Origin of the sequence: Leptothoe sp. EHU-05/26/07-4 (assembly GCF_043421015.1) — a bacterium.
In the GTDB taxonomy this organism is placed as follows: Bacteria; Cyanobacteriota; Cyanobacteriia; order Phormidesmidales; family Phormidesmidaceae; genus Leptothoe; species Leptothoe turfae.
In genome coordinates, this window is record NZ_JAXSQV010000004.1 from 301,338 (window position 1) to 327,198 (window position 25,861).

The window sequence follows — 25,861 nt, forward strand, 5'->3', positions numbered from 1 at the left end:
TGCCCATTAGTAAGGCCCAAACATGGAATTTGCCACTGAAGTGGGATCATCGCCGCAGAAGAAATCGTCAATTAAAACTAAGATTTCGTCCTTGCTGAGAAAACCGTCGCCGTTCATATCCAATTGCTCAAAAGCAAGAGGGGCATAGGCAGGATGCACATTGTATACTTGAAAAAGCTCGGCCCACTCTTCTGTGCACAGCTGACCGTCGCCATTGGTATCAAACACTTCAAAAATCAGCTTCATTAAGGATTGAACTTCTTTAAAGTATCGGTCTTTGTTACCTAAAACATCATCGTAATAGGTGAGCCACTCCTGCAAGCTGATTTTCTTATCACTATTACTATCAGCACCACTTAATAGAGACTTCCAGGCCTGAAGAAAGCGTTCTTTGAGGGCTAATACCTTAGGCGAACGGGCACCTAGATTTTTAACTTTTGCTAGCTTGGTGGCGATATTTTCAAAATCTTTGCAAACTAAGAACCCATCGCGATCGCAATCATACATACAGAACAGCTTCAGGAGTTTGCGGTTTTGCAGCTCTGTCAACATAGTGTCTATAAATCTCCTAGTAGATGGGTGAGTGATTGCGTGTTAATCCAAGAACCGTAGCATTGGTACGAGAATCATAAATCATTCATTACCCAAAAATCGTTAGCTATAAAATGCTTTACTCTCGTACCTGCTCAACAACCCGCTCTCCATCATCTGACCAGTAAGCATAGGTGCCAGCTGCAAAATCCCACTCGCCGACAAACTGTAACGATGCGCCGGTTTCCGTCCACTCGACGCCATAGCCATCCCGCACAAAGTCCAGCGAGTCGCCCCCATAAAAATTACCCCCGCGATCGTAGATAGCGATGCTGCCGCTCATGTCACTGCCTTGTCCGGGCATCGCTGGAAGAAAGTGATAGATCTTGGGGTACGTGATGACTGCTTCGTACTTTCCTGTGGGATCGGATAATCGGTCGTATTCAACCTGCACTAAGGACAGGTAAATGACGGCCCAAATCAGGCTGAAGCCCAGGAGCATCAGACCGTGGATGCTGGCGCTGGTTGCGATCTCAATGCCCACAAAAAGTTTTCGCATTAAAGAGCGCATCTACCTATCTTCTATCCATAACCTGAGAACTGAGAAAAAGATGCACCCTGCTACAGAACAAGACCCAACGGTAGCTTCATGACGTTTCCAAGGAATTTCGCAAGGCAATCGAGCCAATCTACTGGGAGGTGGGGCTGTATATTTTCATTAGGACATGTAATCTAAAGCACCTTCCATTCCCCTCCGCCCATGCACGCTGACTATCTCAAACGTATTCTCAATGCCCGTGTCTATGACGTTGCTCAAGAAACGGCCCTAGAACTGGCTCCCAATTTATCTAAGCGTCTGAGTAATCAGCTACTGCTCAAGCGAGAAGACATGCAGTCAGTCTTTTCCTTTAAATTGCGGGGGGCATACAACAAAATGGCCCAGCTGCCACCGGATAAGCTAGCCCGTGGGGTGATTGCTGCCTCGGCTGGAAACCATGCCCAGGGGGTGGCCTTGGGGGCTCGACGTCTATGCACCCGTGCCATTATCGTCATGCCTGAAACCACACCGGATGTGAAGGTTGATGCAGTTAAAACCCGTGGCGGTGAGGTTGTTCTCCATGGTGAGACCTTTGACGATGCCTATATCCATGCCCGCCAGTTAGAAGCGGAAAAAGGGATGACCTTTATCCATCCCTTCGATGATCCGGATGTGATTGCCGGGCAGGGCACCATTGGCATGGAAATTTTGCGTCAGTACCAGCAGCCCATCCATGCCATTTTTGTCGCCATTGGGGGTGGCGGTCTGATTTCCGGCATTGCGGCCTATGTAAAACGGTTGCGACCGGAAATTAAAATCATCGGCGTCGAGCCCAAGGATGCCGACGCCATGTACCAATCCCTAAAGCTAGGGCAGCGAGTTAAGCTTTCCCAAGTGGGCCTGTTTGCGGATGGTGTAGCCGTTAGCCAGGTGGGGGAAGAAACCTTCTGGCTCTGTCAGCAATATGTGGATGACATTATCCGGGTGGGCACTGATGATACCTGTGCTGCCATTAAAGATGTGTTTGAAGATACACGCTCGATTGTGGAACCAGCGGGAGCGTTGGCCATTGCAGGGGCTAAGGCCTATGTGAAACAAACCGGCATTAAAGATGAAACCCTGGTGGCGGTGGCCTGTGGTGCCAACATGAATTTTGACCGGCTGCGGTTTGTGGCTGAACGGGCAGAGTTGGGAGAACAGCGGGAAGCGATTTTTGCGGTCACCATTCCTGAGCAGTCAGGCAGTCTAAAACGCTTTTGCGATCACATTGGCAAACGCAATCTAACGGAATTTAACTATCGCATTGCTGATAATACTGAGGCCCATATCTTTGTCGGTTTGCAGATTTGCGATCGCAACGACGCCATTGCCATGAAAGAACGGTTTGAGGCCAACGGCTTTAAAACCCTGGATCTTACCGACGATGAACTCACCAAAATGCACCTGCGCCATATGGTGGGTGGGCACTCTAACCTGGCCAAAAACGAACGCCTTTACCGGTTTGAGTTTCCTGAGCGCCCCGGTGCCCTGATGAAGTTTGTCAGCTCCATGAGCCCCAATTGGAATATTAGTCTGTTCCATTACCGCAACAACGGCTCAGACTATGGCCGCATCGTGGTCGGTATGCAGGTGCCACCGGAAGAAATGAATGAATGGCAGGCGTTTCTAGAAACCCTAGGCTATCGCTACTGGGAAGAAAACGATAACCCTGCCTACCAGCTCTTTTTGGGATAGCGACGATAGGCCAAGAGACCCACTAGGGCAATGCTCATGACTAACGCCGGCACCCAAATGGTGGGAATGGTGTGATGCCGCTGGGCAATGGCTACATTTGCCCAGATGAAAACCAGGGTAAAGGGGAGATCTCCCCGTTGCACCAGGGCTAAAACTGCGATTAAATTAGCCACCACAATCATGATGGCTGTCCAAACGGCACCGGACAGCCCCAGTTCTGGTAAGCCGGATGCATAAAGAGCCGATGCTACATTCACCACCGTTGCTACTGAAATCCAGGCTAAGTAAATGCTAATCGGTCCATTGACCCAACGTTTACGGCGACTACTGACCTGGTGCTGGCCCTCTTCCAGTTCGCTGTAGGCGGCAATGAGAGCCGATAAAATAATCACCATGGCCACCACTGACAGCCAGTAGAGCTGTAGTGTAAATAAGTAAATCCAGGCCATCTGAGCTACACAGGCTGTGATCAAACAGTAGTTGATGCGTTGGATCAACAATTGACTTCGATATTTACGCCGAGACTGATACCAGGCATAGGCAATCAGACCGACGTAAATTACCCCCCAGATAATAAAGGCATAGTTGGCGGGGGTAATGAGAACGCCGCCAAGGGGGCCATTGGCCAGGTCGGCAACGGTGTTGCCATCAATGGGGAAAAAATTGGATAGGGTATTGACGGCCAGGGTGCCAAGGATAGCTACCCAGGTTGCGATCGCTAATGTCCTATCTCCAATCAACCCCATCTTTCTGCCTGCGGATTACTCAGTTATTGTGACGTTTCCCAACAATGTTAGCTAGGTACGTCAGACGTAATGACACGTACTTTTTGAGGTCGACAGGGTGATCCGACACAAATATGTTGGGCTGGCATGTCTTTAAAGACACTGCTACGGGCCCCGATCAGGGCATTAGCGCCAATCTTGACCCCCGGTGCGATAAAGCAATCCGTCGCTACCCAGGCTCCATTTTCAATCACAATGGGAGCCGTCATTAAGGCAAAGCAGGGATCGCTAGGGTCATGGCTACCGGTGCACAAATAGGACTTTTGCGAGACAACACAGTGCTGCCCGAGGCGAATAGGAGCCAAGCTATAGAAGGTAACGTCTTCCCCCACCCAGCTATAGTCGCCAATTTCCACTTTCCAGGGATAGGTAAATCGAGCGGATGGACGAATAACTACATCTTTGCCAATTTTTGCCCCGAACAGCCGTAGTAGGGCACACCGTGGCCCATGGGCCGTGTGCAGGGTGAGGGGAAACACAACGGCTTGGACGAGCCACCACACCATGACGACCCACTTCGGACGACCCACTTCGAAGCCCGGCTGATAATAACGCCTCAAATCCACCAAGGATGGGGGGCCAAAGTCAGGCTCAGGGGGGCTAGAGGGGGCAGACAGGGGGTCATGAGATGTCTGGGGAGAGGTTTGGGGCATACCATCAGCCATCAAGCATCACCTAATAAAGCAGCTTGAGGGTTTTCGTTGGGTTCTTTTTGCTCAGAGATGTTCAGGCTGCCACCAAATCTAAGTTCGTAGAGTTTGACACCAATCTGGTATTCATATTGGCTGAGCAACCGGCCATAGATGTAGCCGGGATAGCCATCGAGAAAACCAAGGCGAATAAAGTAAAACAGTACAAAGCGTAGAAATGGCTTGAAGGGTAAGCGCACCCAAATTTTCTTGAGAAATCGCTTGCGCTGCACAGAATCTCCAAAGAGATTGGCCCCAATGGTGCCGTCGTCGCCCATGCCAGTGAGTAAGTTGTAATACACCCGCGCTTCCCAGTTGGAATAACGGTTGTGGCGGGCCAACCAGTGGAACAGATCACGGAAGTCGATGTGGAGCATGTCGTTTTTGAGATAGCCTACATTGCCACTTTCAATAACCACATGCTCATGCACTTCGTTATCACCGGTATTTTGAATTTCCTCGGTGTTTAGATTTTCATAGCGACCTTTAGCATGGCGAAAAAAGCGCATGTTCCAGTCAGGATATTTACCCCCGTGGCGAATCCATTTACCCAAAAAGTAAACCCGGCGATTGAGGTAGCAGCCATCTAGTGTGTTCTCTGTAATCACCTCTGCCATCTCTGCCCAAAGTTCTGGGGTGATGCGTTCGTCGCAGTCTACGATGAGTACCCACTCGTTACGGAAGGGGAGATGATCTAAGGACCAATTTTTTTTCTTTGGCCAGCGTCCATTGAAATCAAACTGAACCACATGGGCACCGTAGGATTCTGAAATCTCAACAGAGCGATCGTCACTGTGGGAGTCCACCACAAATACTTCATCTGCCTGGGCGACGCTTTCTAAACAAGCAGGTAGATTGGCTTCCTCATTTTTGGCAGGAATCAGTACAGAAACAGGGATTTTGGTGGCAGCACTCATGGGTAAATGGAAATCTAAATGAACGGTAGATGGTTGATTAAAACCTGAGCGATTGAGTTCCTAATCTACGTATGACCTACGCTATCGAAATCCTGAAGTAAGGTTTTTATCTAACTAACATCTAACTAATTATGGTGCCAAGCTAGGCGGATGACTTAGCAGGTTTGTAGGGTCTGATTAGGTATCGCAAAACACTGCCCAAATAGCCCAGCTGACCATAGGCATAGGTCAAATTCTCAAACCGTTGTGCTGGGTCGTTAACGTATTTGACGGTCTTGTAAACACCGCGCACAAGGCGTTCCCCACCCCATCGTAATTGAGCTACACCAGCGCGCCCTGATACTTGCTCACGGTAGCATTCGCTAATGCCTTGCCACCAGCTACGGCTTAGGAACCAGCCTGGCTTAAGTCTAGCGGGGGATACATTGTGAGCAGCCAGCGCATCAGGAACATATACAACATCCCAGCCATTTCTAAGCGCTAACTGAGTCATGTGTAATTCTTCGTTGGAAAGCAGATTTTTGCCAACCCGACCAAGGTTGACGTCAAAGCCACCAACGGAATCTAAGAAGGTTTTGCGCAGGGAGTAGTTGAGACCTCGGGGGGTCAGACTCGGGTTTTTGATGTAACGTACCTGATCGCCTAAATCATAGGCCCCTAAGCCACTGGCTAAATCGTCTGACAGCCAGGCGGGTGGCTGAACCACGTCGGGGGGCCAGAGGAGGGTGACTTTGCCACCTGCGATTGCAACCTTACTATTTTTCTCATATACCTCTAGCAGGGATGCTAACCACTGAGAACTGGCAACCGCATCATCATCAAGGTAAGCCACAATATCCCCGTTAGCAGCGTTTGCCCCGGTATTACGGGCGGTAGACAGTCCCAATGTGGGCTCGTACACGTAGCGCAACCGAGGGTCCGACAGTCGCATCTGGACGATTTCTGCTGTGGTGTCGGTCGAAGCATTGTCAACTACGATGACTTCGATATCAGGTAGCGTCTGAGTCAACAAACTATCGATGGCTGCTGCCAAGTATTGATCACGATTATGGGTGCAAATAATGGCGGAAATAGATAGCTCAGCCATAAAAATCTTGAATAAAAAGGAAATGTACTGAAATAAGGAGTAAGACTATGTCAGGCACAAATGTCAGGCACAAACTGCCTACCGCTTAAACTATGCAGTTGTTTGGATTACAAATCGATGGTGGGAATCGATGCAGACAGGCTTTAAAGAGCCATAATGTAGGCTTGCAAGCCTTTAATGAATCTCTTGTTTAATAATAGTTGAGCCATCTAGCTCTGATCAAAATTCCCGCTTTATTGTGAATGTACTCATTAAACTTTACTGAAGTTACGTAATTGAGTCTCAGCTATCAAGTTCTGTTTATCTATTCTTCAAACGTATAAAGCCTTCTCTAATCGGCTATTTACTCGGTTTTCCATTTTTTCGCTGAGCCATGAACACCTCTATTGATATTGATATTGCCCCCTACATCGACCATTCCCTATTGGTGCCCACTGCCACCTTAGAGCATGTCGATCACTGGTGTGCAGAAGCTCAACGCTTTGGGTTTGCCAGTGTCTGTGTCTATCCAGTGCATGTTCAACGGGCGGTTGAGAACCTGCATGAGAGTTCTATTCCTGTGAGTACCGTGATTGGTTTTCCGACCGGAGCAGAGACGTCAGCTAGCAAGTTGTTTGCTGCCCAAGAAGCGACGGAAAATGGCGCAACTGAACTGGACGTAGTGATTAACCTGGGCTGGGTCAAATCGGGTCAACTAGAACGGCTACATGCAGAATTAGCCCAGATTGTGGAAGCTACGGGGCAGTGTGTAAAAGCCATTTTGGAAATGGCGCTGTTGGACGAAGCTGAGAAAAGAACGACAGCCGATGTCTGTATGGATGCGGGCGTTAGCTTCCTTAAAACTAGTACTGGCTGGCATGGTGGAGCGACCGTAGAAGACGTTCGCTTGCTCAAAGACGTCAGCCGTGGTCGAGTTGGCATCAAAGCCTCTGGTGGTATTCGTACCCCTGATCAGGCACTCATGCTGATTGAATCAGGGGCTACTCGCCTGGGCACATCGCGCGGTCCCGATATTTTGCGGCAGCGGGCCACGAAAGCTCAGGGCGCTGGCTAGGCATTTAGCATTTCTTGTGTTGTACTTAAGAACGTCAGGAAAGCTAAATAATTAAGAAAACTGCATATTTTTTTCTGGCAATCTACCCCAACGGTAACTATGTCGGGCACTATTAACTATGATGTAGCACTTCGTGATCGTACATGACTTCCTCTGCTCAATCGACGAGTAATGCGCCATCTCCCATTGCTGCTCTAGCTCTCAAGCTGGTGGGTGGTATTACCATTTTGGCCGCTTTAGTGGATTTTCTGGTGCTACTATTACCGCCAGATTTACTGAACCGTACCTGGCAAATCACAACGACTACCCAGCTAGTTGATCGCGGCATCGTTCCTTTAGTGGGTATTGCCCTACTATTCACTGGCTTTTGGATTGATAGCTATGTCCGTGGTAAGCGCGGTAGTGGCAGCCTGTTTCTAGATGTGCGTTTTTGGACCTGTCTCTTGGCTTGCATCCTAGGTTTGCTATTTGCTGTCCTGGCACCGGTGCATATGAATAATGTGCGGTTGCAGAGCCAGGAAGCGCTGACCCAGGTCTCCACTGAAGCTACTGAAGCCGCTAATCAGTTGGAGCAGCGTCTTAATGTAGAGGTGACTCAGCAACGCGATCGCATCAGCAGCTTATTGAATAATCCAGAACAAATTGATCAGCTGGTGGCTAGCGGTAATGTCACTGCAGAGCAGGCAGCTCAAATTCGTCAGTTTGAGGAAAACCCAGAATCTTTAGATGAGTTTCTCTCTGGTCAAGCCTCTCAACTGCGTACGCGTCTAGAAACAGAAATTGGCACCCGTCGCGAAGAAGCGACTAAGCGGGTGCGGTCGGAGGCAACTAAGGCAAGTATTCGTATCGCCTTAAGTAGCATTTTGTTAGCTGTTGGTTACGCTGGCATTGGCATCAGTGGCATCAGACGTCTGCTGGCCATTTAAATCAGCGGTATTATGAATCGTGTAGAACCCTTTCATGGAAAGGTTCTACACGATTAACCTTCACCAAACGGGTCTTGAAGTTTGGCCACTAGATCGTAGAACGGTTGCCAATTATCTTCAGCAACGATGGGTTCCCAAATTGCTTCAATTTCAGGTCGTAGCAACACAGTTGTTGGATTGTGCTGGCGTAAGCATTGACCTATCTGGGTAATCTCCTCTGACGACAGCGTGGTCAGGCAAGTGTGATAGTGAAATCGCCAAGCCTTGAGCAGTGTGGCTGCTTCATCATCAGAGTTTTCAACCGTCGTCTGTAGAATGTGCTCGGGGTCTTCACACCATTGTGGGGAAAACTGGCCCGTTAGCCCCGTGAAAAAGTCGTGATAACTCACCTGTGTTTTTTCTAACAGTTCTAGGGTTAAGCGCAGCAGTTCATCCCCAAGTTCCGGTAGCAGTTCCCCAAAGCCTAACTTGGTTAGCATTTTCTGTTTGTAGGCAGCGTAATAATGATCGCGATAGCGGGCAAGGCCAGTTTCCAAATCTTCGGCAGCCATAATCAGTGCCAGAGGCTTCTGCAACATCCGTAGATTCCATTCGCATACCCGAGGCTGGTTGCCATAGCTGTAGCGACCCATGTAGTCAAAATAGGCCGCTGTAAACCGAGGGTTAAACTCATCCATAAAAGCGTAGGGACCGTAGTCAAAGCTTTCCCCAGTGATCGACATGTTGTCGGTATTGAGTACAGCATGGCAAAAGCCCACTGACATCCACTGGGCTGCCAACTGGGCTACTCGTTGCACGAGTTCGGCATAAAACTGCCCATAGCGCTCCTGTGGATCCTGTATACCCAGCAAATGGGCGTAGTAGACCTCAATCACATGATCGAGTAAGGGAGACATTAGGTCAGCACGTCCCAGATAGTGCAGCCGCTCAAAGGTGCCAAACCGAATGTGAGATTTGCTGAAGCGCACCATGACTGATGACCGAGTTGGTGATGGTTCATCCCCGCGCCATAGGCTTTCACCGGTTTCCACCAAGCTAAAACATCGAGATGTGTTGACCCCAAGCCCATGTAGAGCCTCAGAGGCTAAGATTTCTCGAACGCCACCCTTGAGGGTTAATCGCCCATCTCCATTGCGAGAGTAAGGTGTGGTGCCGGAACCTTTAGTGCCAAAGTCATAGAGTACTTTATCGGTACCTCTCACTTGGCCATAAAGGAAGCCACGGCCATCACCCAGCGCGACGTTGTAGTCACCAAACTGATAGCCGTGGTAGCGCAGGGCCATCAACGGTGAGCGTTGTTGAAACTGCCCGAATGCTTCGATAAAGTCGAAGTCACTGACGTTATCTGGCTCTAGGTTCAACCTTGGTAAGAGGTCATCATTGCGAAACCGCAGAATGTGTTGAGGAAAGCTGGCTGCTACAACAACGTCATAATAGTCATCGCCTAAGGCCTCTAAGGCAGGCTCATAGGTCAAATTTAGAAAAGGATTCTCGGTCACAGAGAAGGGATCAAAAAGTAGGCTTTATTTAGTATCTCTTAAAGCTAAGACTTGCTGGTTAAACCATTGTGCGGCAGTAATGTTGCTGTTGTTTTCTAGCTTGGCAATGGTCTGTTCTAAAAGGGCTATGGGTAAATCCTTTAATGCCTGGGAGGTGTCAGTCAGCTGATAGTTACCATCAGACTGTAGTGCAAACGCAAAAACACGGATGCCTCGCACATCGATTACCCAATATTCAGGAATACCAAGCGCGGCATAAAGCTGCTTCTTTTCATCTAAATCACTCGCTAAAGTCGTGTCTGAAATTTCGCCCACCAAATCGGGGGCACGCCATTGGTGTAAGTCAATTCTGCGAGGTTGACCAGATTCCCAACGTGGATAGTCATCACCAAGGTATAGGACTAAATCAGGTGCACCAGCCGTGTCTTTATCTTTTTCGATAAGACATCGACCCAGTGAACTAGCTATTTGTTCAGGATGGATACTGAACCAGAAACCCAGAATGATAGTGAATAAGTCGCAAATTGTAGCGTGGGTGATGTCTTCCCAGCCCATTTCGGTGATGAGTAGATAGCCTTGATGAAAAAATAAACGGTACTGATCAGGGGACAAGCTATCTCGATAGCGGACATAGTCACCCCACTGGGCCTGGTACCATTCTGCAAGACTAGACTTATTTTTGGCAGTTAAAACAGCAGACATTGTTATTACCTACGCCACAGTTGCTGGTATCTCTAGCAGAAACCTCAATTAGCTTTCTTTGCTTTTAGTTTCTGTACTGCGTTTCTAAAGCCTAGCACTACAAAAATGTTAGAGAGTGTGAGGAAAATCTCAGCACTGCCGTGGAGCCAGTCCACATTGGCAAGCTCTAGACCGTAAGCTTTCTGAGCATAGATGCCTGCTGGAATAGTCACTGCTACGAAAATGAGCAGCACGTAGAACCCAGTTAATGCCAACTTGGGTGTCTGCCTTGACCTGGTTAAAAAATAAAGAAACCCTAGATAAGGAAATAGGGACATCGCGAACAAGGTTTCTTTAGACACGGGCTTGTCTCCAGATATACCAGGCAGCAGCACAGGCGGTACAGTTACCTACCATGGTCATAGAGGCCTGTAAAATTACCAACCAGCTTAGAGAGGGAGAATTATCGAAAAAATGCCAGGTACAGGCACACATGGCGCTGACCAAGGCCGGTAGCATGCCGAAGGATAACCATTTCCATGCGAGCCAGCCGGTGATATCAGCAAACTGCCAGACAAAATAAATGGCGGCGATCCATTCAATCACGCTGGAGATATGAACCATCCAGGTAGGAATCGAGAGGGCGTGCATAAATCTAGAACGTCAATGGTAGGGGCAACGATAAGGGGCATTCCCTTTTAATTGCTCCAGGTCAAAATGGGTTAATGAAGGTGGGCTATTGCCTACCTGTCTGGGCATCGCCTTGTGGGTGCCCTGGGATAACCACGAGCTCTAGTCTAAAGTAGATTCGGCAGACAGTTAAGGGAACAGCGTGCATGCGGGCAGTGTTGTGTGGCTACTATGGCATGGGCAATGGCGGCGATGAGGCGCTGTTAGCAACGTTGCTACAGCTATTGCCGCCGTCTGTCACCCCCATTGTTCTCTCCGGTAATCCCCAGGAAACGGCTCAACGCTATGGTGTTGAAGCGGTGCCAAGAAAATCTTTGTCGGCGGTGTGGTCGGCTCTAAAAAGTTCTCAGGCATTTATTTGGGGCGGGGGCAGTTTAATGCAGGATGCCACCAGTGCTATCAATCCGCTGTACTACGGTGGTTTGATGATACTGGCGCAGTGGCTGGGGCTGCGTACCATTGCTTGGGGCCAGGGAATGGGGCCTTTAAAGCGACGTAGCAGTCAATGGATTACCCGCTGGGCTCTGAAGAATTGTGATGGGATTAGTGTGCGAGACAGTGCTTCTGCCCAACTGCTGGCCGATTGGAGAATTAACTGTCAGCTAGCCCCAGATCCTGTCTGGGCACTCAAGTCTAGCCCCTTAGCAGGATTTGCGGATTTACCTGCACCTCGAATTGCTGTTGTGCTGCGGGGCCATGCTCAGCTGACACCGGAACGACTGACAAATTTAACAAAAGCCATTGCAGACTTTCAGGCAGCAACCCAAACCTGTGTTGTGTTATTGCCCTTTCAACCGGTTAAGGATGGTGCGATCGCAACCCATATTGCCCAACATCTGAACGGTCCCCACAAGATTATCCAAGTGGCCGATCCGGTGCAGCTCAAAGGCGTCTTTCGCGGGATTGAAATGGCCATTGCCATGCGGTTTCACGGTGTTGTTATGGCCGTTGCCGAGGGCTGTCGCTGTTTTGCCATTAGCTATGACCCTAAGGTCACCCAGATTATGCAAGAACTGTCGCTACCGGGCTGGGGACTTTCCCCTAACGACCCGTTGCCACTCATCCCTGACCATGCCCACACCATGACTCAGCAGTGGTTAGACCATTATGCCAATGGTGATGGCTTAAGTGATGTACAGGTTCGTGCCCATGTTGATCGTGCTTTAATACACAGCACCTTATTGGCGCAAACCCTTGTTGAGGATATTGATCATGTAGGATGAAACGTACTTTCGTGTAACTTTTTAATACATTTTAACGATTGAGAAATTCCTTGAATGTACTGATTTATTGGTAATTCCTGGTAGGAACTTGTGCTCAATCAAATTTTCTGTGTTAACACTGTGGGGAGATTGGCGTAATATGCCATCGTTATCCGCTTTGCTATTGCGGCGCTTTGAAACATAATGTTTAATTTCGCCAGATCAAACGATAGTTTTCCTGATAACGGGAACACTCCCCGTGACGTTTCGTCGCATGGGGCACAGTTACCTGTTGAAAATTCAGATAACAATAGCTGGCAGACCGTCCATTTCCCAGGTACGGTCATTATCGATGAAATTCCAGGGACTACCCCTAATTTGCAAACTAACGCTATGGATTCTTCTAGCACACTCCCAGGTAACAGTATTTCTGAAACCGCTACTGAGCAGACTGGTCATCAGCGTGAGGCCGAACTGCTTAATTTGGTGCGGGACCTAAATGAGTGCAACGATGTACTGCTGGCTAAGGTATCTCAGTTAGAAGAATCTCTGGAGCGATCGCAAGCTGCCCTCCAGGCTGAGATTGATCGTGCCCCTGACGTAAACCGTGTGGGTGATCGTGAAATTGTACAATTAGTCACTGAACTAGAACAAAGCAACCAGTCATTGCAGCATCACCAGATGCTAAACGAAACCCTACAGACAGAGTTGGCTGCCTATCGAGAGCGGACAGCCCAGTTAGAAGCCGAGCATAACACCCTACTTAGGCAAAATACTGAGCAGTCTCAGGAATTATTGCAGGCCAATACAAACTGTCGAGATTTGAGAGCGCGGCTCCAGAGGCAGCAGCGCTACACACTGCAATTCAAAGCCGCCCTTGAAAAGTGTTTGAGTATGTCTACAGAGGCATCCAATAGTTCTGTCGCACCGCTTGATGTATCAAACCTGGCCATGCCCAAAGCAGACGAAATTCGCCCTTGGGAGTCTACATTAGGCCATGGCAAGTTAGATCCTCAGCTTGAGTCCTTGATTCGGGGAGCGCAAGGCAGACCTCAGGTTACCGTTCAGACCCCTGAGATCATGTTAGATGCTCAGAGGGTTGAAACCAGATTAGCAACTGAGGCCGAAGATCAGCTGTGGCATGACTTAGCCAGAGTAATGGGTCCCGATGAAGTTGCCCCAGCAGCTGAGGGACAAACCCTTCCCATGGAAACTGAAGAGTCTCCTCAGTTTACTGAACCCTCTCAGTTTACTGAACCCTCTCCTTGGGCTAAAGAGCCTCAGGAAACTAACGACTCTGTTATGGCAGATAACTTAGGGGATGCTACAACAATTTCCTCCCAGTTATCTCCGCAGGCCAGTGAAATCCTGGCTCGTGTACAAGCTTCGCGTACAGGGGGATTGACTGATACTTATCTGCCTGTAATGTCTGCCCAGGGTACTCCATCACCTTTAGTCAATCCATTGAAGCCCCAGAAACGAATTACGTCCTTATCTGCGATTGATCTACCAAACTTTCCTCGTCTAAAAAAACAACCTCCTACAGCGCAAGCTTAAGGGAAAATTTAACCGCAATTCCCAAAATTAAAAACTTTTTCTTGGTCAACTTAGGTTAGACTTTGTTAACTTCTGGTCAATATGTGTGAGGAACAGGTAGCTATTCCTTGCAAATGCTAGTTCGCAGGTGCGTCTGAACTGATCTGTCGGTATTAGTTGATAAATATTCCTGCGATTTGCCTGAGCCCATCGGGTAGAGTTTGCATCTTACCTATTAATAAAATATGAGCCCGTCATCTTTAAAAACTGTTTTAGAAAGCTCTTCTCCAGATAAGTCTGTGAGCGAAGCGCATATAGCCACTGCGATTATCCATGTGATTGAGACTGCTCGCTCTCAAGGTCAAAGCCTGGATGATGTTATTACTGAACTAATGGCTGACGATGCCTTGTTAGATAGAAAAAGTCGCCATCTGCTGGGAGACATCCTGACCCAAGCTTGGAATACTCTTTGAGAAGAGTATTTAAGTTGAGAAGATTGTTGTGGGATGAGTCAAAATGCTTAGACAGTAATCCTAGGCAGTGATAGACGTAATAATAACGGCATCAGCTGGAATTGCCTCCCTCGCTGATGCCGTTGCTAATATGAATCCAAATAGAAGCTACAGACAGCTTTGGCTGAACTAGCCATCAATGTCGCCTACACCTACGGCCATTTGTAAAACCATAGGTTCACCACCGGTTTGGTGATACTTGTCAGCCCATTTTCGTAAGAGTAAATCCAATTCATCAAGGGCCTGTTGACGATTCTCTGCGGGGATATCAAGAGACTCCAAGACCCTCATGGTGCCATCTTTACGGGCAACCCATTCTCGCATGATGCGAAAATAACGGGCTGTATCCTCAATCATGGTGTAAGTTCTTTCAGCATCATCTGTCGGAATATACGACGCCCGAGCTAATGCATAAAAGGGCATACCCCATGGAGAATCAATGCGAGTGACCGTACCAGAGTAAAGTAAGCGACGGCGGATATGTTCTGCTAAGGCTTCACTCAGCGGCAGCTGTCGACCATTGGGAACAGATTCTTGAGAACGAGCATGGAGAAACTCAATTAGCTCAGCAAACTGAAATGAGGTTATGAGTTGAGCCTCTGGTAGATTGGACGGCAGCTTTTGCTCGATTTGGGCTTTTTCTTCTGATGTTAGGTTAGTGCCTACTAGCCTAGAGCGCCCTGGTTCCCAGGGATATTTTTCGAGCCAGACGTAGGGAAATTGAATTAAATAGCGGGGTTCTTGAGCACCCAACATCTTTAACAATTTACCTTCGCTTAAAGCCTGCCGTACTTCTTCTACGATGGCTTTAACACGTTTGGGTTCAATATGGTGTAAATGCCCCGTCATGCGCAGGTTTTGGCCCTGCTCTATATAAGTCGTGTAGATTGCACACTTGGCTGCGGTCGCTGCCGCATCTAGGAACGCACCGTGGCGATGACCGCCAGTACGCATAGCACTGAATGCCAAGTACATCATGATCTGATCAATGGCACTGGGTTCCAGGCGTTTAATCAGATCTGCATCAGCAGTCATCGGTGATTGAACATTGGTCATGGACGCTTAGGGATAGACACACGCTGATATAGCGAATGGAAATCTACGTAGTGGAACTAGGCTACCTTAAAGAAGCACCAATAATTCTTGATTTGTTTAATCAGACAGAGGAACTTCAACATTGATAGCTAATTTCCTCACTAGCTTGTAACGGTTAGCGTAAAACTTTTTCTGATTAATATCTATAGTGTTTTGTGTGGCCTTTTGCTGAAAAAGTTGGTTAGGGGCCATAAAACTATCCTCTAAGCAACTAAACGACCACTGCCACGGTACGCTTGGTCAATGGTTTCGTTCATAATACGACCGCTACCGCGATAAGATTGGTCGGTTGTAACTCGTCCACTGCCACGGTCAACTTGAGTATTTGTGATCCGACCACTGCCACGGTCAGCTTGGGCAATCGTGATCCGACCGCTGCCACGGTCAGCTTGAGCAATCGTGATCCGGCCACTGCCACGGTCAGCTTGGGTATTTGTGATTCGTCCACTGCCACGGTCAACTTGGGTATTTGTGATTCGTCCACTGCCACGGTCAGCTTGAGCTGTTGTGATTCGTCCACTGCCACGGTCAACTAACTGCGAGCTAGAAGTAATAGATAGTCCTAGTAAGCTGCAAAGGCTGATGGTAGTAGCAACTGACATTACCGATAGAGAAATTCTCATGGGTCAGAAAATGAGTAGTATTGCTACTTTCTGATTACATGGAATTGACAAATAACTCAGGAAAAACTACGTGAAAAAAGTGTGGGTGGTAACACCGATTTTTAGTACTGTGTGTTACACATCGTCCACTGATTGGATAGCTTTGACTAAAATCCAGGCACCACCCAGATTATGAATGCCGAAAACCTTAACTTTGCTGCCAGCAGTGACCTGCATTAGTTGCATTGCTGCTTGGGGAGAGATAGCGACAAGGCTAATGGTTTCAGTATCCCTAAGCAGCTGATGACTATGGTCTTTACCCCGTTGATAATGGCCGTAGAAAATATGGTTACCAGACGTGAAATTCTGGCTCGATGTTCTTGAAGAGTCTGTAAAGCCACTTGCGGGATATGCCGTTGGGGTATCTAGAAATGTTGTTTGTTGATTGAGCCAATGTTCGTCTTGAGGCAATAGGTCAAAGCAGGGGATGAGCATGGCAGGGGCTTGAGGGTCCCGTAGCAGAGTGTACTGTAGGTGCTTTACGGGCAGTTCCCTGGGTTGGCATGGATGCTGGATGCATAGGGCGGCAGCTGCCCCAGCAGCTTGTCCTATGCCTAAGACAATGGGCTGGAGACGGGTGGCTCCGTTGGCAATATGAGTGACGGAAATGTTTTTGTCGCAGGCTAAGAGCCCATCAACAGTAGCTGGCACCAGGGCTCGGTAAGGAATAGTAAAGGGTGTTCCTGTCCAGCGGCCTCCCCAACCAATAGCTTTGGGGGCAAGGGGCATCTTGAAGCCAGGATAATGGTGGTCGTTGGGATAGTTGCCGATTGCGATCGCATCCACCACACCCTCTTCATTCACTGGCAACGGAGCCACCTGACTACCCGGCACTGGCAAAATATCTCGCTCGCTCACGGTCGTTAGCCCCACCAGTCGCCGACTTTCACGGTAGTAAGGATAAAGGGCAAACCCACCGCCGCCGGGGGTGCCTTCCAGCTCAGGGAAGACATGCTCGGCTAAACCATAGCGTTGCCCTAGTTGAGCCTGAATAAAACGAGCAAACTCCTGGCTGTGGTTCTTGGCCTCCTGCCAATAGTCATAACGCGTCGTCTCTGGCTCAATCAGGCGCTCCAGGCCCACACCGTAGTCATTTCCCTGCTGGGGCCAGTTGATCATAAAGCGATTGCCTGGCAGCCGCCCATAGTTGAGAAACTGCTCTGGACCATAGCCCTCCCAGGCCCCGACAAACGAGGCTTGGGAGCCAGTTGAGGGAATCAGTGGCGCGGTTTCACCTGTGCCGTAGTCCTGCATTACGACGACCCAGGTGGGGGCTTGCACCGGGTATTGCTGAATGGCAGGAAACAACGGATCAGCAGGATCGGTGAGAGAGTTAGGTGCACTAGGTTCCTGCCACTTCTCCTGCGATTCCCACCCCCAACGATAGGGGATGTTTCCCAAGGCCAGTAAATCTCCCAGCTCAGTGCCATCGATTGTGATTTGGGCTTCTACGGAAAACGGGTCAAACACCACTCCAGTGACCCGGTTGCCTGACCGCAATACTTCTCGAGGGTGGTGACCCCAACGCCAGGTCAAATTGGGCAGAGCGGCTACCCAGTCGGCAAAAATGCTTGCGCCCACCGCTGGTTCATAGGTGAAGAAGCTCACCCAGCCATTGTGTAAGCCCCCCGGTTGTCGTTGTTCCAGTTCTCTCAGAAACGTTCCCCACAGACCCGTTTGAAATGCGGCCAGCTCATTGCCATCGGGTGCGGTGACTCCAGCAGCGGTGAGCATGCCGCCCAACCAGGGCCATTCGCTCACTAACAATACCTGTGCACCTAACCGGGCCGCTTGGATGGCCGCCGCAGTACCGCCCGTGCCGCCGCCGACTACGAGGACTTCAGTTTTAAGATTTTCCATCACACCCTGAGTTTTAAGTTCTTCTACAAATAAGGTGTGACATCCTCGCCCAGGTCATCGGCTAGATGAGACAGGGCCCGAAATCTTAGCCCCACTAGCTGTTCGTAAAGTGGGTTGAGCTTACACATGGGCGGAATGTGTACCACTTTTTTGCCAAATAGGGTGACATCGCGCTCAAAGGGGCACTGGGATGGGATCATTTTGCAGACAAAGCGGGCCAGACGCGGGTCTTGGACTTCTAGCTGGTCCAGCCACTCGCGCATAGGCTTAAGCGGATCAGGGCCGGTTTTGGGAGTGGGGGGCTGTAGGGGACTGGCAGCAGCGGCGACGGGGGTGGCTTTATCTTTTTTATCTTTGATCAGACTGGTGCCAGGTTGAACCTCTTCCTTGATCTGACGCAGGTTGTAGAGGGTTGATTGCAGGGTCTGTAGGATGGCTGTGTCGAGATTGAGGGCCTGGCAGAACTCCATAAGGACTTTATCTTCGGCGGCGGAGTAGATGCCGTCTGCGATCGCAACCATCACCGCCATTCGCAAAAAGTTTTCCGCAGCGCCTGGATTCGGCTTGAGGACAGTTGCTAGATCTGCTGGTGTAATGGGCTCAAAGGTTTCAAAATCCAGACCTGGGGCAAAATCCTCATCCATCATGGTGTGGATCAGCTCTTGCTCTTGAGCATCAAACTCACCATCGGCCCAGGCAATCGCCAACAGCCCTCGCAACCAGGCTTTAATCTGTTCTTCAGTGTAGAGAGAATCCTTCAATGTAGAAGACATAGCCAGCCTCGAAAAACATCAAATGTCTGCCGGGGAGAGCAACCCTGCCCCAACAGCTACGGAAGAGCGGGCAACTTGGACGACAGCTGAGCCAACTCCGATCCAGTTTTACCAGTAAATACCCATAGAATTGAGCGACCTCCGTCACGAAAGCTGCGGAGCAATGGCTCTGGTGGACGTTCAGAAGCTACGGGTAAAGGCTTGTAATGAATGCCGCGACTACCTAACACGATGGTGGCGATGGTATTTGCCCGTCGCATGTGGTAGTCCGATGTAATTAAATAAACGCTTTTGATTCCCAGCCGCTCAAAATCATCAACTAACGTCGTAAAGTTAGTCACCGTATCCACGGCTCGATAGTCCAAATGCAGCCTTTCTAGAGATACCTGAGATTCTTGAAATACCCAAGTGGCGTATTCAGGATTTGCCCCCGATGAAATCCATACGTCTATATCAGGATGATCAGTGGCGAATTCAGCCGCAAACTCTTCCCGATGAGTGTCCCCCCCTAAGACCAGCGCAACCGTTGGTGACGATAGGCGACCGCGTATGTGCCATTGACCAAGCCAGAGTCCTGTTGCTAAGAGCAGCAAGGACGCCAGAGTTAAGCGACGATTTTTGCGACGCATTTTGGGCACTGATGGGTTCCTCAAAAAGGGGTGGACGAGCTGAAATAGTAAGGCTGAACTATCGGTAAGTAGATGATGATAACTGATGATTCCTCATTCTAAAGGAGGCTACCATGCCCGTTTTGGAAAATGTGCGCTTGTTTTAACAATGGGTTGCCCTCATCCCCCAGCCCCTTCTCCCTCGGGGAGAAAATCAGCCCTCATCCCCCGGCCCCTTCTCCCTGGGGAGAAGGGGAGATAGGGGTTTAGCAAGATTTACCTGGGTAAATGCATCTCCGTTCTCAAAATCCCCTCCTCAGGGAGAGGGATTTAGGGTGAGGCCCCGGGCATGTTAGCCCCATGACTGATCTAGACCTTTCTCTTTTATCAGGCTGTAACCGTCGGATTCCTGAAATATTGCTACAGCGTGCACGTGAGCTGCGGCTGCGGCAGACTACGGCAGAATGTGTTTTATGGGAATGTTTGCGATCGCGTCGATTACACGGTTTTAAATTTCGACGTCAGCACAATATCGGTCGCTTTATTGCTGACTTCTATTGCCATGAGGCAAAGCTGGTGATCGAGTTGGATGGCCTAGTTCATAAACGACAGCCAGAAAAGGATGCAGAACGCGATGCATGGATGCAGGCTTGCGGGTTGAAGGTGTTACGGTTCGAGAATAGACGGGTATTTGATGATATCGAGGGGGTATTGGAGGAGATTGGGCGATGTTTGCCGGGGTGAATTTGTGGCCTAGGGATTGGCCCTCATCCCCCAGCCCCTTTTCCCCGAGGGAGAAGGGGGTTAGCAAGATTTACCGGGGTCAAACCTATCTCCGTTCTCAAAGTCCCTCTCCCCAGGGAGAGGGATTTAGGGTGAGGGCTCAATCTTCCGTTCCAAACATCCACTTCCATCACTTCGGCTTACACTTCACCTCGATCTCAAAACTGCCCTCCGCCGAGCCCTGCGCTAAGACCGGTAACCCCGTCGACCCGGCAATCTTAATCCCAAATTTCAGCGTAATTTCCTCCACCTCAGCGCCCGCCACCCCTTTGAATGCACCAAGGGCATAATTGGCATAGCTCTTCAGCGTGCCATGAATGTCCGCCAGCTTCGCCTGAACCTCGGTGCTAACACCCATGGATTCATATTCGTCATCATCGCTGGGTTCTGGTGGCGTATCTATAGCGTCATCGGCTTCAAAATACATGGTGTAGGCAGTGCCAGATTCATCTTCCAAGACGAGGCGATTCACATCAGTCATAGGTTTTTAGGAGGTGCTGAAAACATCGGTTATCTTAAGGGTGCCGGCGTCCTAAACTCCGTGTTTTCCTGGAAAGTCTTAAGCCCATGGCCCGTTACGCCCTCGTTGTTGGAATTTCTGATTACAAAAGCAACTACCTCAAAAATTTAAGTAAACCGATTGGTGATGCAGAAGCTATAGCACAACTCCTTAGAGACCATGGGCAATGTGAACGGGTGACAGTGCTTTCAGGGCATGTCACAGCTGAAGAGCTAGAAGACGCACTAACTAAGCTGATTCAGCAAGATGCAGCTAGAAATGAGGCATTTATCTATTTCACTGGCCATGGTCTGGCCGTTAAAGGTGGGCTAGGGGGTACAAAAGGCTATCTGGCCACGTCTGACTGCACGGTCACTATTGAGAATAACCAACCGAAACGGCAGACAAAAGCAATTTCGTTTTCCGACCTGAATGATCTGATTTGCGATTCAGATCTAAGCAGTTTAGTAATGTTTATCGACGCTTGCCACAGTGGCGAGTTGATTGAATCAGAGCTAGTTGAGCATAGTTTTGCCGGGTTAAATTCTGAGCAAGATTATTATCTGATTACATCCTGTCGTGGCCATGAAAGCGCTTGGGCAAAGAAGCGGGAAGACCATAGCGTTTTTACAGGTGCTGTATTGGATGTGTTGATGCCTGAAAAGGTGAATAATAAGGGGTATATTTCTGGGGATACGGTATTTGCCCATCTGGATGAGGTGCTGAAAAATAACCGTCAGGAGCCCAGACGGTTTGGTAAGGGCAGGGCGTTACCGATTGTTTGGTTTCAGGGTGGACAACAGAATGGTGAGGAGAGTTATGGATCTGTTGCTGATACCGAGAAAAAAACTCGTCGTAACTGGGGCATACCATTACAAATGCCGCCGTTGCCGGAGCATTTTGTGGAGCGACCAGAGCACCAGGACAAGGTAAAAGAACAACTGCTATGTGACGACAAGAAAACATTTGGCACATTGGTTGTTAGTGCCATCTATGGTCTCGGTGGTATTGGCAAGTCAGTGTTGGCATCGAAGCTGGCCCATGATGATGAGGTGCAGGCTCGCTTTGCGGATGGGATTTTGTGGTCCACGTTAGGCCAGAACCCGGATATTTTGCCGTTGTTGAGTGGGTGGATACAGACGCTGGGGGACCATGACTATAAGCCCACGGCGGTGGAGGCAGCATCGAATCATTTGCGGACATTGTTATATGACAAAAAAGTACTGCTGGTAGTAGATGATGTATGGGATCCCACACGTCTTGAAGCGTTTCGGGTGGGTGGCTACGGTTGCTGTGTGCTGGTGACGACACGGGAGGCGCAGATCCCAGAGGCCCATAGGTACAGTTTGGATGTCATGACTCCGGAACAAGCATTGGAGCTAATGACGCAAAAGTTTAAGGCAGAGCTAAACGTAAAAGATCGACAACAGGCGTTGGACTTTGCAGAGCGTGTGGGATATTTGCCCCTGGCACTGGAGCTGGCAGCGTCGCAGGTAGAAAATGGAGAAACCTGGTCAAATCTATTGGCAAATTTTCGATCCGAGGTAGTACGACTCGAAGCTCTAGATGCTCTCAGTTTGACTGACATGCCCGATGAAGCAAAGCGACGACACTGTAGCTTAACAGCGTGTTTTAATTTAAGTTTGCAGCGATTATCGTCTGAACAATTATCTCAGTTTGCCTGGTTGGGCGTATTGCCCGAAGATGCTTTGCTGACCCAGGATATGGCCATGACTCTATGGCAAGTCACCCTACAACAAGCCCAAGACCAGTTGCGAGAATTCCATGAAAAAGCATTTTTGCTCATAGGGAGTGCCCAAAGTTCTAATAATGCTGAGCGCGTGACTTACCGAATGCACGACTTAATGCATGATTTATCTAGACAGTTGCTCACTAGCCCCCGCCAACCTGAGAAACCCGAAACATTATCAGGTCTGGGATTAACCTTGCAAACAGCCCATCAACAGTTGTTAAGAAACTATCAATTCCAGACTCAAAAAGACCAATGGTACACTCTGCCAAATGATGGCTATATTCATAGCTATCTTACCTGGCATATGGAACAAGCTGGGAAGATACAGGCAATCCATGCATTGTTGAAAGCGAGTAATGAATCTGGGAGAAATGGTTGGCACGAAGTATGCGACAAACTTGGTCAACCGGCATTGTTCCTCAACGACCTCGGACGTGCCTGGCGGTTAGCAGTTGAGAACTATAACAGTGCACCAGGAGAAACCTTAGCATTACTATGGCGTTATGCCATGATCCGTGCTTCACTGCACAGCATGGCTAGCAATGTACCGACTGCACTACTGGTAGCACTTATTAAACATGGCTGGTGGTCTGCTGCCCAGGGATTGGCTTACATTCAGCAAGTGCCGGAACCTAAGCGATGCTCTGAGTACATTGTGGCTATTGTGCCTTATCTCTCTGAATCACTATTGCCAGAGGCTAGAACAGTGATTGCGAAGATTCAAGATTCACCTTATCAAGTCTATACTCTAGCCAAATTAGCAGAGCACTTTCCATCTGTGTGGCCAGATGTGTTAAATGCTATTCCAGCTATTCAAGACCATCAAACTATCATTCCAAGACCTCACGATCAAAGCTTTTTCTGTCGAGCCATTGCCCTTGCAAAAATCATTACTCTCTTACCTGAAAATTGTCTTCCTCAGGCTACGATCCTAGCCTACCAAATTCGGGGAAATGCAGGGCAGGCTCTGGCTCTAACTGCATTGGCAATTCGTAACCCAGAGTTGCAATCCGAAGCGTTAGAGAAGATTCAAACTATTGAAAATTTTACTGAGAAAGCCTATGTATTGAACCGACTGTCCAGAGTTCGACCGGGTCTTGTGCCTCAAGCGTTGGCTGTTATCCGTCAGATTCAGAGAGACCATGAACAGATGGCGGCATTAGAAGACATCAGACCAATATTGCCCAAAGAGCTATGGTCTGATGCATTGGATATCATTACCGCAGTAAACAGCGAAAATCGAAAGCAATTTGCCCTGCAAGCGCTTATTCAGGACCTACCGACGGAGCTTTATACTAGAGCCTTCGACATCATACAGCAGATACAAGGAGACTGTTTCCGTTCACATCTGCTTGCTCAGCTTACTGAGGATTGTCCATCAGCTTTATTGCCCGATATACTAGCTGCGACAGAGCGCTTTCAGGAGGATTTAGATCGGTCCCGCGTTTTGCTTGGCCTCAGTCAGCGGATGCCAGACATCCTGGCAACAGCGTTGGCAGTAGCACGGAAAATTGAAGAGGATGAGCATCGCATAACCACATTAGCAAACTTATCACAACGATTTCCAGAAGTCTTACCTGAAACGATTCAAGCTGCTCGGCAAATTGAAGATAAGAAAACACGGGCACTGATGTTAGCAGCTTTGTCAGCACAGTCATCGGATTTAGTTGATGAGGTTCTAAGCTTAGTGCACCAGATTCCCGATGCTATGGCACGAGTAATCCCATTGCGACATCTAGTGAAATATCATCCAGAGTCATTGCCAGAAATCTTATCTCTTTTTCCCAGTACAGATACATTCGCTCGAACTGAGTTTTTAACCACAGCTGTTTCCTCTTGGTTACCGCCTTCGTCCATTTTACAAATATCTTCCGATCTATTGGTTGAGGCATTGGAAGGCATGTGTCAAAGTTCAGAACTCTATTACCGAATTAAGGATATTAACCAAGCTGTACAACGACTGCCAGCGGAAAGCTTGCCACAAGCATTGTTGCTAGTACAACAGATTCGAGATAAAGAGGTCATGGTAAGAGCATTTCGGGAGTTAACCAAACAGATGCCGCAGCTTTTAACAGAGACCTTAAAGGTGATTAAACAACTTCAAAGCAAACACACTCAGAGTTGTGAGTTACGAGAACTGAGTCGGCAATTTCCTGAACTATTATCAGATGCATTAGCAGTTGTTCGTGAGATTCAAGATGCAACGGATCGTGCCTGGGCCTTGAGCGATCTCAGCCAGCTATATCCCAGTTTGTTGCCAGAGACACTGATAGCAAGTCGTGAAATACCTGATAAAGATGAACTAATTAAACTACTGATTGCATTAAGCAATCAGGCACCGGTAGTGTTATCGGACGCGCTCGCTCTCATTCATGAGCTACCAGATGAACAGGATCGAACTTCATATACGCAGAGCCTTGCTGAACACATATCACAGGAATTACTGCCGGATGTATTGGCCATAGCTCATAGCATTCAAAATCCCTCTGGTCGTTCATCCATCTTGTGTACATTAGCTAATAGGTTTCCAGAGCTTTGCGCAGAGGCCTTAAGTGTGGTCCGTAATATTTCGGATGAACTGCAACAAGCTCAAAACCTCAGACAGCTGAGTGAAAAATTATCACCAGCCTTATTACCAGAGGTATTGGAACTCACTCGTGGTTTTCACAAGAGTTCTCATCAAGCCGATGTGTTGGCTGCATTATGTGAACGGTTTCCTGAGCTATTGTCGGAAACCTTGGCTACTGTCCATAACATCCAGACTGATTTTCATCGGATATCGCTTCTTTGTAAATTAGCAATACAACAACCTTCATTGTTTCCGACAGTGCTCACTAACATTCGTGAAGTCAACAATGAAGCCTTGCAAACAATAGCTTTATGCACTCTCTTTAGATGCCTACCATGCGAGCTAATGCCAGATGTAGTCTCGTTTATTAGAGAGATTCAAGATGAATCTCGGCGAGCATTAGCAATTAGTAATTTGGTCCGATATTTACCTTCTGATCTATCAGAAGATGTCCTGACTATGATCCGCAATAATATACAGTCTGAAGCAGCACGGGCATCAGCGTTGAGGAGTGTTGGTAAATCATTGCCAGAGTCCTGGTTGTCTGAAGTATTAGAAATGCTCTGGCAGATCCGGGATCCCTATTATCGATCTAAAGCATTGAAGGGATTATTACCGCATCTAGCTCAAGATAGCATTTCATTTACTGACACGGTCAACATGTTAGACACATTGGCCTATCAAAAACGCGAGAGCTTACTGGATTTATTACCAGATATTCGACCGATTGTTCTTCACTTAGCCGATGAACGAGCATTCTCAGATGTCTTGCAAGCCGTACGTGATGTCTGTGCTCAATGGCCGTAACTTTTTTGTGCTCAGTCTCTGGCTGAGTACCCCAATGGAGCCTCTGGCTCCGGCTTCAAGCTGGTAGTGTT

24 protein-coding genes are annotated in these 25,861 nt (G+C 48.6%); 8 read left to right on the forward strand and 16 right to left on the reverse strand.

Annotated elements, in window-relative coordinates; translation table 11 throughout:
* Positions 1-6: 6 nt before the first annotated feature.
* Both U2F10_RS14405 and U2F10_RS14410 read right to left on the reverse strand, forming a co-directional pair.
* Positions 7-552, reverse strand: a complete 546-nt coding sequence (locus tag U2F10_RS14405; protein ID WP_163661435.1) for an EF-hand domain-containing protein — start codon at positions 550-552, stop codon at positions 7-9.
* Between the two features lie 118 nt (positions 553-670).
* Positions 671-1,090, reverse strand: a complete 420-nt coding sequence (locus U2F10_RS14410; RefSeq protein ID WP_499872502.1) for a hypothetical protein — start codon at positions 1,088-1,090, stop codon at positions 671-673.
* A 201-nt stretch (positions 1,091-1,291) separates the two neighbouring features.
* Here U2F10_RS14410 and ilvA point away from each other — a divergent pair, with 201 nt between their 5' ends.
* Entirely contained in the window at positions 1,292-2,803 is a 1,512-nt protein-coding gene (gene ilvA / locus U2F10_RS14415; RefSeq protein ID WP_163661432.1) for a threonine ammonia-lyase, biosynthetic, read from the forward strand.
* On the opposite strand, the gene U2F10_RS14420 is transcribed toward ilvA, so the two are convergent.
* The 4 genes from U2F10_RS14420 to U2F10_RS14435 form a co-directional block, all read right to left on the reverse strand.
* The gene (locus U2F10_RS14420; protein WP_163661430.1) at positions 2,782-3,549 is read right to left on the reverse strand and encodes a TspO-related membrane protein; all 768 of its coding nucleotides are present in this window, start codon (positions 3,547-3,549) and stop codon (positions 2,782-2,784) included. The genes ilvA and U2F10_RS14420 overlap by 22 nt on opposite strands.
* 47 nt (positions 3,550-3,596) lie before the next feature.
* Positions 3,597-4,253, reverse strand: a complete 657-nt coding sequence (gene hpsU, locus U2F10_RS14425) for a hormogonium polysaccharide biosynthesis acetyltransferase HpsU (RefSeq protein WP_250564744.1) — start codon at positions 4,251-4,253, stop codon at positions 3,597-3,599.
* Positions 4,253-5,194 carry a glycosyltransferase family 2 protein gene (locus tag U2F10_RS14430; protein WP_163661428.1) on the reverse strand — a complete coding sequence of 314 codons (942 nt, stop codon included), beginning with the start codon at positions 5,192-5,194 and terminating at the stop codon, positions 4,253-4,255. Before U2F10_RS14430 ends, hpsU begins: the two co-directional genes overlap by 1 nt.
* Before the next feature lie 142 nt (positions 5,195-5,336).
* Positions 5,337-6,281: a glycosyltransferase family 2 protein gene (locus U2F10_RS14435; RefSeq protein ID WP_499867325.1), complete on the reverse strand. Its 945-nt coding sequence runs from the start codon at positions 6,279-6,281 to the stop codon at positions 5,337-5,339.
* A 373-nt stretch (positions 6,282-6,654) separates the two neighbouring features.
* Here U2F10_RS14435 and deoC point away from each other — a divergent pair, with 373 nt between their 5' ends.
* Together deoC and hpsJ-B are read left to right on the forward strand one after the other, a co-directional pair.
* The gene (deoC, locus tag U2F10_RS14440; RefSeq protein ID WP_499867324.1) at positions 6,655-7,335 is read left to right on the forward strand and encodes a deoxyribose-phosphate aldolase; all 681 of its coding nucleotides are present in this window, start codon (positions 6,655-6,657) and stop codon (positions 7,333-7,335) included.
* 143 nt (positions 7,336-7,478) lie between these two features.
* Positions 7,479-8,261, forward strand: coding sequence for a hormogonium polysaccharide biosynthesis protein HpsJ (gene hpsJ-B, locus U2F10_RS14445; RefSeq protein WP_163661422.1), 783 nt, complete (start codon positions 7,479-7,481; stop codon positions 8,259-8,261).
* Between the two features lie 53 nt (positions 8,262-8,314).
* Here the strand turns inward: hpsJ-B and U2F10_RS14450 are convergent, their stop codons facing one another.
* From U2F10_RS14450 to U2F10_RS14465, 4 genes are read right to left on the reverse strand one after another with little or no spacing between them, the layout of a single operon-like run.
* Complete coding sequence (locus U2F10_RS14450) at positions 8,315-9,760, reverse strand: protein adenylyltransferase SelO (protein WP_163661420.1); 1,446 nt, start codon at positions 9,758-9,760, stop codon at positions 8,315-8,317.
* 24 nt (positions 9,761-9,784) lie between these two features.
* Positions 9,785-10,462 (reverse strand): Uma2 family endonuclease, encoded by a 678-nt coding sequence (locus tag U2F10_RS14455; protein ID WP_499872504.1) that lies wholly within the window; start codon positions 10,460-10,462, stop codon positions 9,785-9,787.
* A gap of 44 nt (positions 10,463-10,506) precedes the next feature.
* A complete protein-coding gene (locus U2F10_RS14460) occupies positions 10,507-10,803 on the reverse strand; it encodes a DUF3593 domain-containing protein (protein ID WP_163661416.1) in 297 nt (98 codons plus the stop codon).
* A complete protein-coding gene (locus tag U2F10_RS14465) occupies positions 10,796-11,092 on the reverse strand; it encodes a DUF2499 domain-containing protein (protein ID WP_163661414.1) in 297 nt (98 codons plus the stop codon). The genes U2F10_RS14460 and U2F10_RS14465 overlap by 8 nt, the downstream gene beginning before the upstream one ends.
* Positions 11,093-11,277: 185 nt before the next feature.
* Between U2F10_RS14465 and csaB the strand changes: the two genes are divergently transcribed.
* The 3 genes from csaB to U2F10_RS14480 all read left to right on the forward strand — a co-directional run bounded on the left by csaB (position 11,278) and on the right by U2F10_RS14480 (position 14,342).
* The gene (gene csaB, locus U2F10_RS14470; protein ID WP_499060787.1) at positions 11,278-12,354 is read left to right on the forward strand and encodes a polysaccharide pyruvyl transferase CsaB; all 1,077 of its coding nucleotides are present in this window, start codon (positions 11,278-11,280) and stop codon (positions 12,352-12,354) included.
* A gap of 183 nt (positions 12,355-12,537) precedes the next feature.
* A complete protein-coding gene (locus U2F10_RS14475) occupies positions 12,538-13,890 on the forward strand; it encodes a hypothetical protein (RefSeq protein ID WP_163661411.1) in 1,353 nt (450 codons plus the stop codon).
* A gap of 224 nt (positions 13,891-14,114) precedes the next feature.
* On the forward strand, positions 14,115-14,342 hold the full coding sequence (locus tag U2F10_RS14480; protein WP_163661409.1) for a hypothetical protein: 228 nt from the start codon (positions 14,115-14,117) through the stop codon (positions 14,340-14,342).
* Between the two features lie 168 nt (positions 14,343-14,510).
* Here the strand turns inward: U2F10_RS14480 and hetR are convergent, their stop codons facing one another.
* The 5 genes from hetR to U2F10_RS14505 form a co-directional block, all read right to left on the reverse strand.
* A complete protein-coding gene (gene hetR, locus U2F10_RS14485; protein WP_036020477.1) occupies positions 14,511-15,416 on the reverse strand; it encodes a heterocyst differentiation master regulator HetR in 906 nt (301 codons plus the stop codon).
* A 263-nt stretch (positions 15,417-15,679) separates the two neighbouring features.
* Positions 15,680-16,078: a hypothetical protein gene (locus U2F10_RS14490; RefSeq protein WP_499060786.1), complete on the reverse strand. Its 399-nt coding sequence runs from the start codon at positions 16,076-16,078 to the stop codon at positions 15,680-15,682.
* A gap of 135 nt (positions 16,079-16,213) precedes the next feature.
* Positions 16,214-17,998: an FAD-dependent oxidoreductase gene (locus tag U2F10_RS14495; RefSeq protein WP_499872506.1), complete on the reverse strand. Its 1,785-nt coding sequence runs from the start codon at positions 17,996-17,998 to the stop codon at positions 16,214-16,216.
* A 23-nt stretch (positions 17,999-18,021) separates the two neighbouring features.
* Positions 18,022-18,771, reverse strand: a complete 750-nt coding sequence (locus U2F10_RS14500; RefSeq protein WP_163671149.1) for a DUF533 domain-containing protein — start codon at positions 18,769-18,771, stop codon at positions 18,022-18,024.
* A gap of 56 nt (positions 18,772-18,827) precedes the next feature.
* Positions 18,828-19,400 carry a YdcF family protein gene (locus U2F10_RS14505; protein ID WP_499872992.1) on the reverse strand — a complete coding sequence of 191 codons (573 nt, stop codon included), beginning with the start codon at positions 19,398-19,400 and terminating at the stop codon, positions 18,828-18,830.
* A gap of 339 nt (positions 19,401-19,739) precedes the next feature.
* Here U2F10_RS14505 and U2F10_RS14510 point away from each other — a divergent pair, with 339 nt between their 5' ends.
* Positions 19,740-20,123, forward strand: a complete 384-nt coding sequence (locus tag U2F10_RS14510) for an endonuclease domain-containing protein (RefSeq protein ID WP_499872508.1) — start codon at positions 19,740-19,742, stop codon at positions 20,121-20,123.
* Positions 20,124-20,292: 169 nt separating this feature from the next.
* Here U2F10_RS14510 and U2F10_RS14515 read toward each other — a convergent pair whose 3' ends face one another.
* Complete coding sequence (locus tag U2F10_RS14515; protein WP_499872510.1) at positions 20,293-20,643, reverse strand: CU044_2847 family protein; 351 nt, start codon at positions 20,641-20,643, stop codon at positions 20,293-20,295.
* Positions 20,644-20,729: 86 nt separating this feature from the next.
* On the opposite strand from U2F10_RS14515, the gene U2F10_RS14520 reads away from it, so the two are divergent.
* Positions 20,730-25,790, forward strand: a complete 5,061-nt coding sequence (locus U2F10_RS14520; protein ID WP_499872511.1) for an NB-ARC domain-containing protein — start codon at positions 20,730-20,732, stop codon at positions 25,788-25,790.
* The last annotated feature ends 71 nt before the right edge of the window (positions 25,791-25,861 follow it).

Excerpts from the sequence above, each read along its gene's own strand:
- U2F10_RS14410 (WP_499872502.1), bottom strand. The coding sequence starts at position 1,090 with ATGCGAAAACTTTTTGTGGGCATTGAGATCGCAACCAGCGCCAGCATC.
- U2F10_RS14510 (WP_499872508.1), top strand. The coding sequence starts at position 19,740 with ATGACTGATCTAGACCTTTCTCTTTTATCAGGCTGTAACCGTCGGATT.
- deoC (WP_499867324.1), top strand. The coding sequence starts at position 6,655 with ATGAACACCTCTATTGATATTGATATTGCCCCCTACATCGACCATTCC.
- ilvA (WP_163661432.1), top strand. The coding sequence starts at position 1,292 with ATGCACGCTGACTATCTCAAACGTATTCTCAATGCCCGTGTCTATGAC.
- U2F10_RS14475 (WP_163661411.1), top strand. The coding sequence starts at position 12,538 with ATGTTTAATTTCGCCAGATCAAACGATAGTTTTCCTGATAACGGGAAC.
- hpsU (WP_250564744.1), bottom strand. The coding sequence starts at position 4,253 with ATGGCTGATGGTATGCCCCAAACCTCTCCCCAGACATCTCATGACCCC.
- U2F10_RS14495 (WP_499872506.1), bottom strand. The coding sequence starts at position 17,998 with ATGGAAAATCTTAAAACTGAAGTCCTCGTAGTCGGCGGCGGCACGGGC.
- U2F10_RS14520 (WP_499872511.1), top strand. The coding sequence starts at position 20,730 with ATGGCCCGTTACGCCCTCGTTGTTGGAATTTCTGATTACAAAAGCAAC.
- U2F10_RS14430 (WP_163661428.1), bottom strand. The coding sequence starts at position 5,194 with ATGAGTGCTGCCACCAAAATCCCTGTTTCTGTACTGATTCCTGCCAAA.
- U2F10_RS14500 (WP_163671149.1), bottom strand. The coding sequence starts at position 18,771 with ATGTCTTCTACATTGAAGGATTCTCTCTACACTGAAGAACAGATTAAA.
- U2F10_RS14405 (WP_163661435.1), bottom strand. The coding sequence starts at position 552 with ATGTTGACAGAGCTGCAAAACCGCAAACTCCTGAAGCTGTTCTGTATG.
- U2F10_RS14480 (WP_163661409.1), top strand. The coding sequence starts at position 14,115 with ATGAGCCCGTCATCTTTAAAAACTGTTTTAGAAAGCTCTTCTCCAGAT.
- U2F10_RS14455 (WP_499872504.1), bottom strand. The coding sequence starts at position 10,462 with ATGTCTGCTGTTTTAACTGCCAAAAATAAGTCTAGTCTTGCAGAATGG.
- U2F10_RS14515 (WP_499872510.1), bottom strand. The coding sequence starts at position 20,643 with ATGACTGATGTGAATCGCCTCGTCTTGGAAGATGAATCTGGCACTGCC.
- hpsJ-B (WP_163661422.1), top strand. The coding sequence starts at position 7,479 with ATGACTTCCTCTGCTCAATCGACGAGTAATGCGCCATCTCCCATTGCT.
- U2F10_RS14505 (WP_499872992.1), bottom strand. The coding sequence starts at position 19,400 with ATGCGTCGCAAAAATCGTCGCTTAACTCTGGCGTCCTTGCTGCTCTTA.
- csaB (WP_499060787.1), top strand. The coding sequence starts at position 11,278 with ATGCGGGCAGTGTTGTGTGGCTACTATGGCATGGGCAATGGCGGCGAT.
- U2F10_RS14490 (WP_499060786.1), bottom strand. The coding sequence starts at position 16,078 with ATGTCAGTTGCTACTACCATCAGCCTTTGCAGCTTACTAGGACTATCT.
- U2F10_RS14465 (WP_163661414.1), bottom strand. The coding sequence starts at position 11,092 with ATGCACGCCCTCTCGATTCCTACCTGGATGGTTCATATCTCCAGCGTG.
- hetR (WP_036020477.1), bottom strand. The coding sequence starts at position 15,416 with ATGACTGCTGATGCAGATCTGATTAAACGCCTGGAACCCAGTGCCATT.
- U2F10_RS14420 (WP_163661430.1), bottom strand. The coding sequence starts at position 3,549 with ATGGGGTTGATTGGAGATAGGACATTAGCGATCGCAACCTGGGTAGCT.
- U2F10_RS14435 (WP_499867325.1), bottom strand. The coding sequence starts at position 6,281 with ATGGCTGAGCTATCTATTTCCGCCATTATTTGCACCCATAATCGTGAT.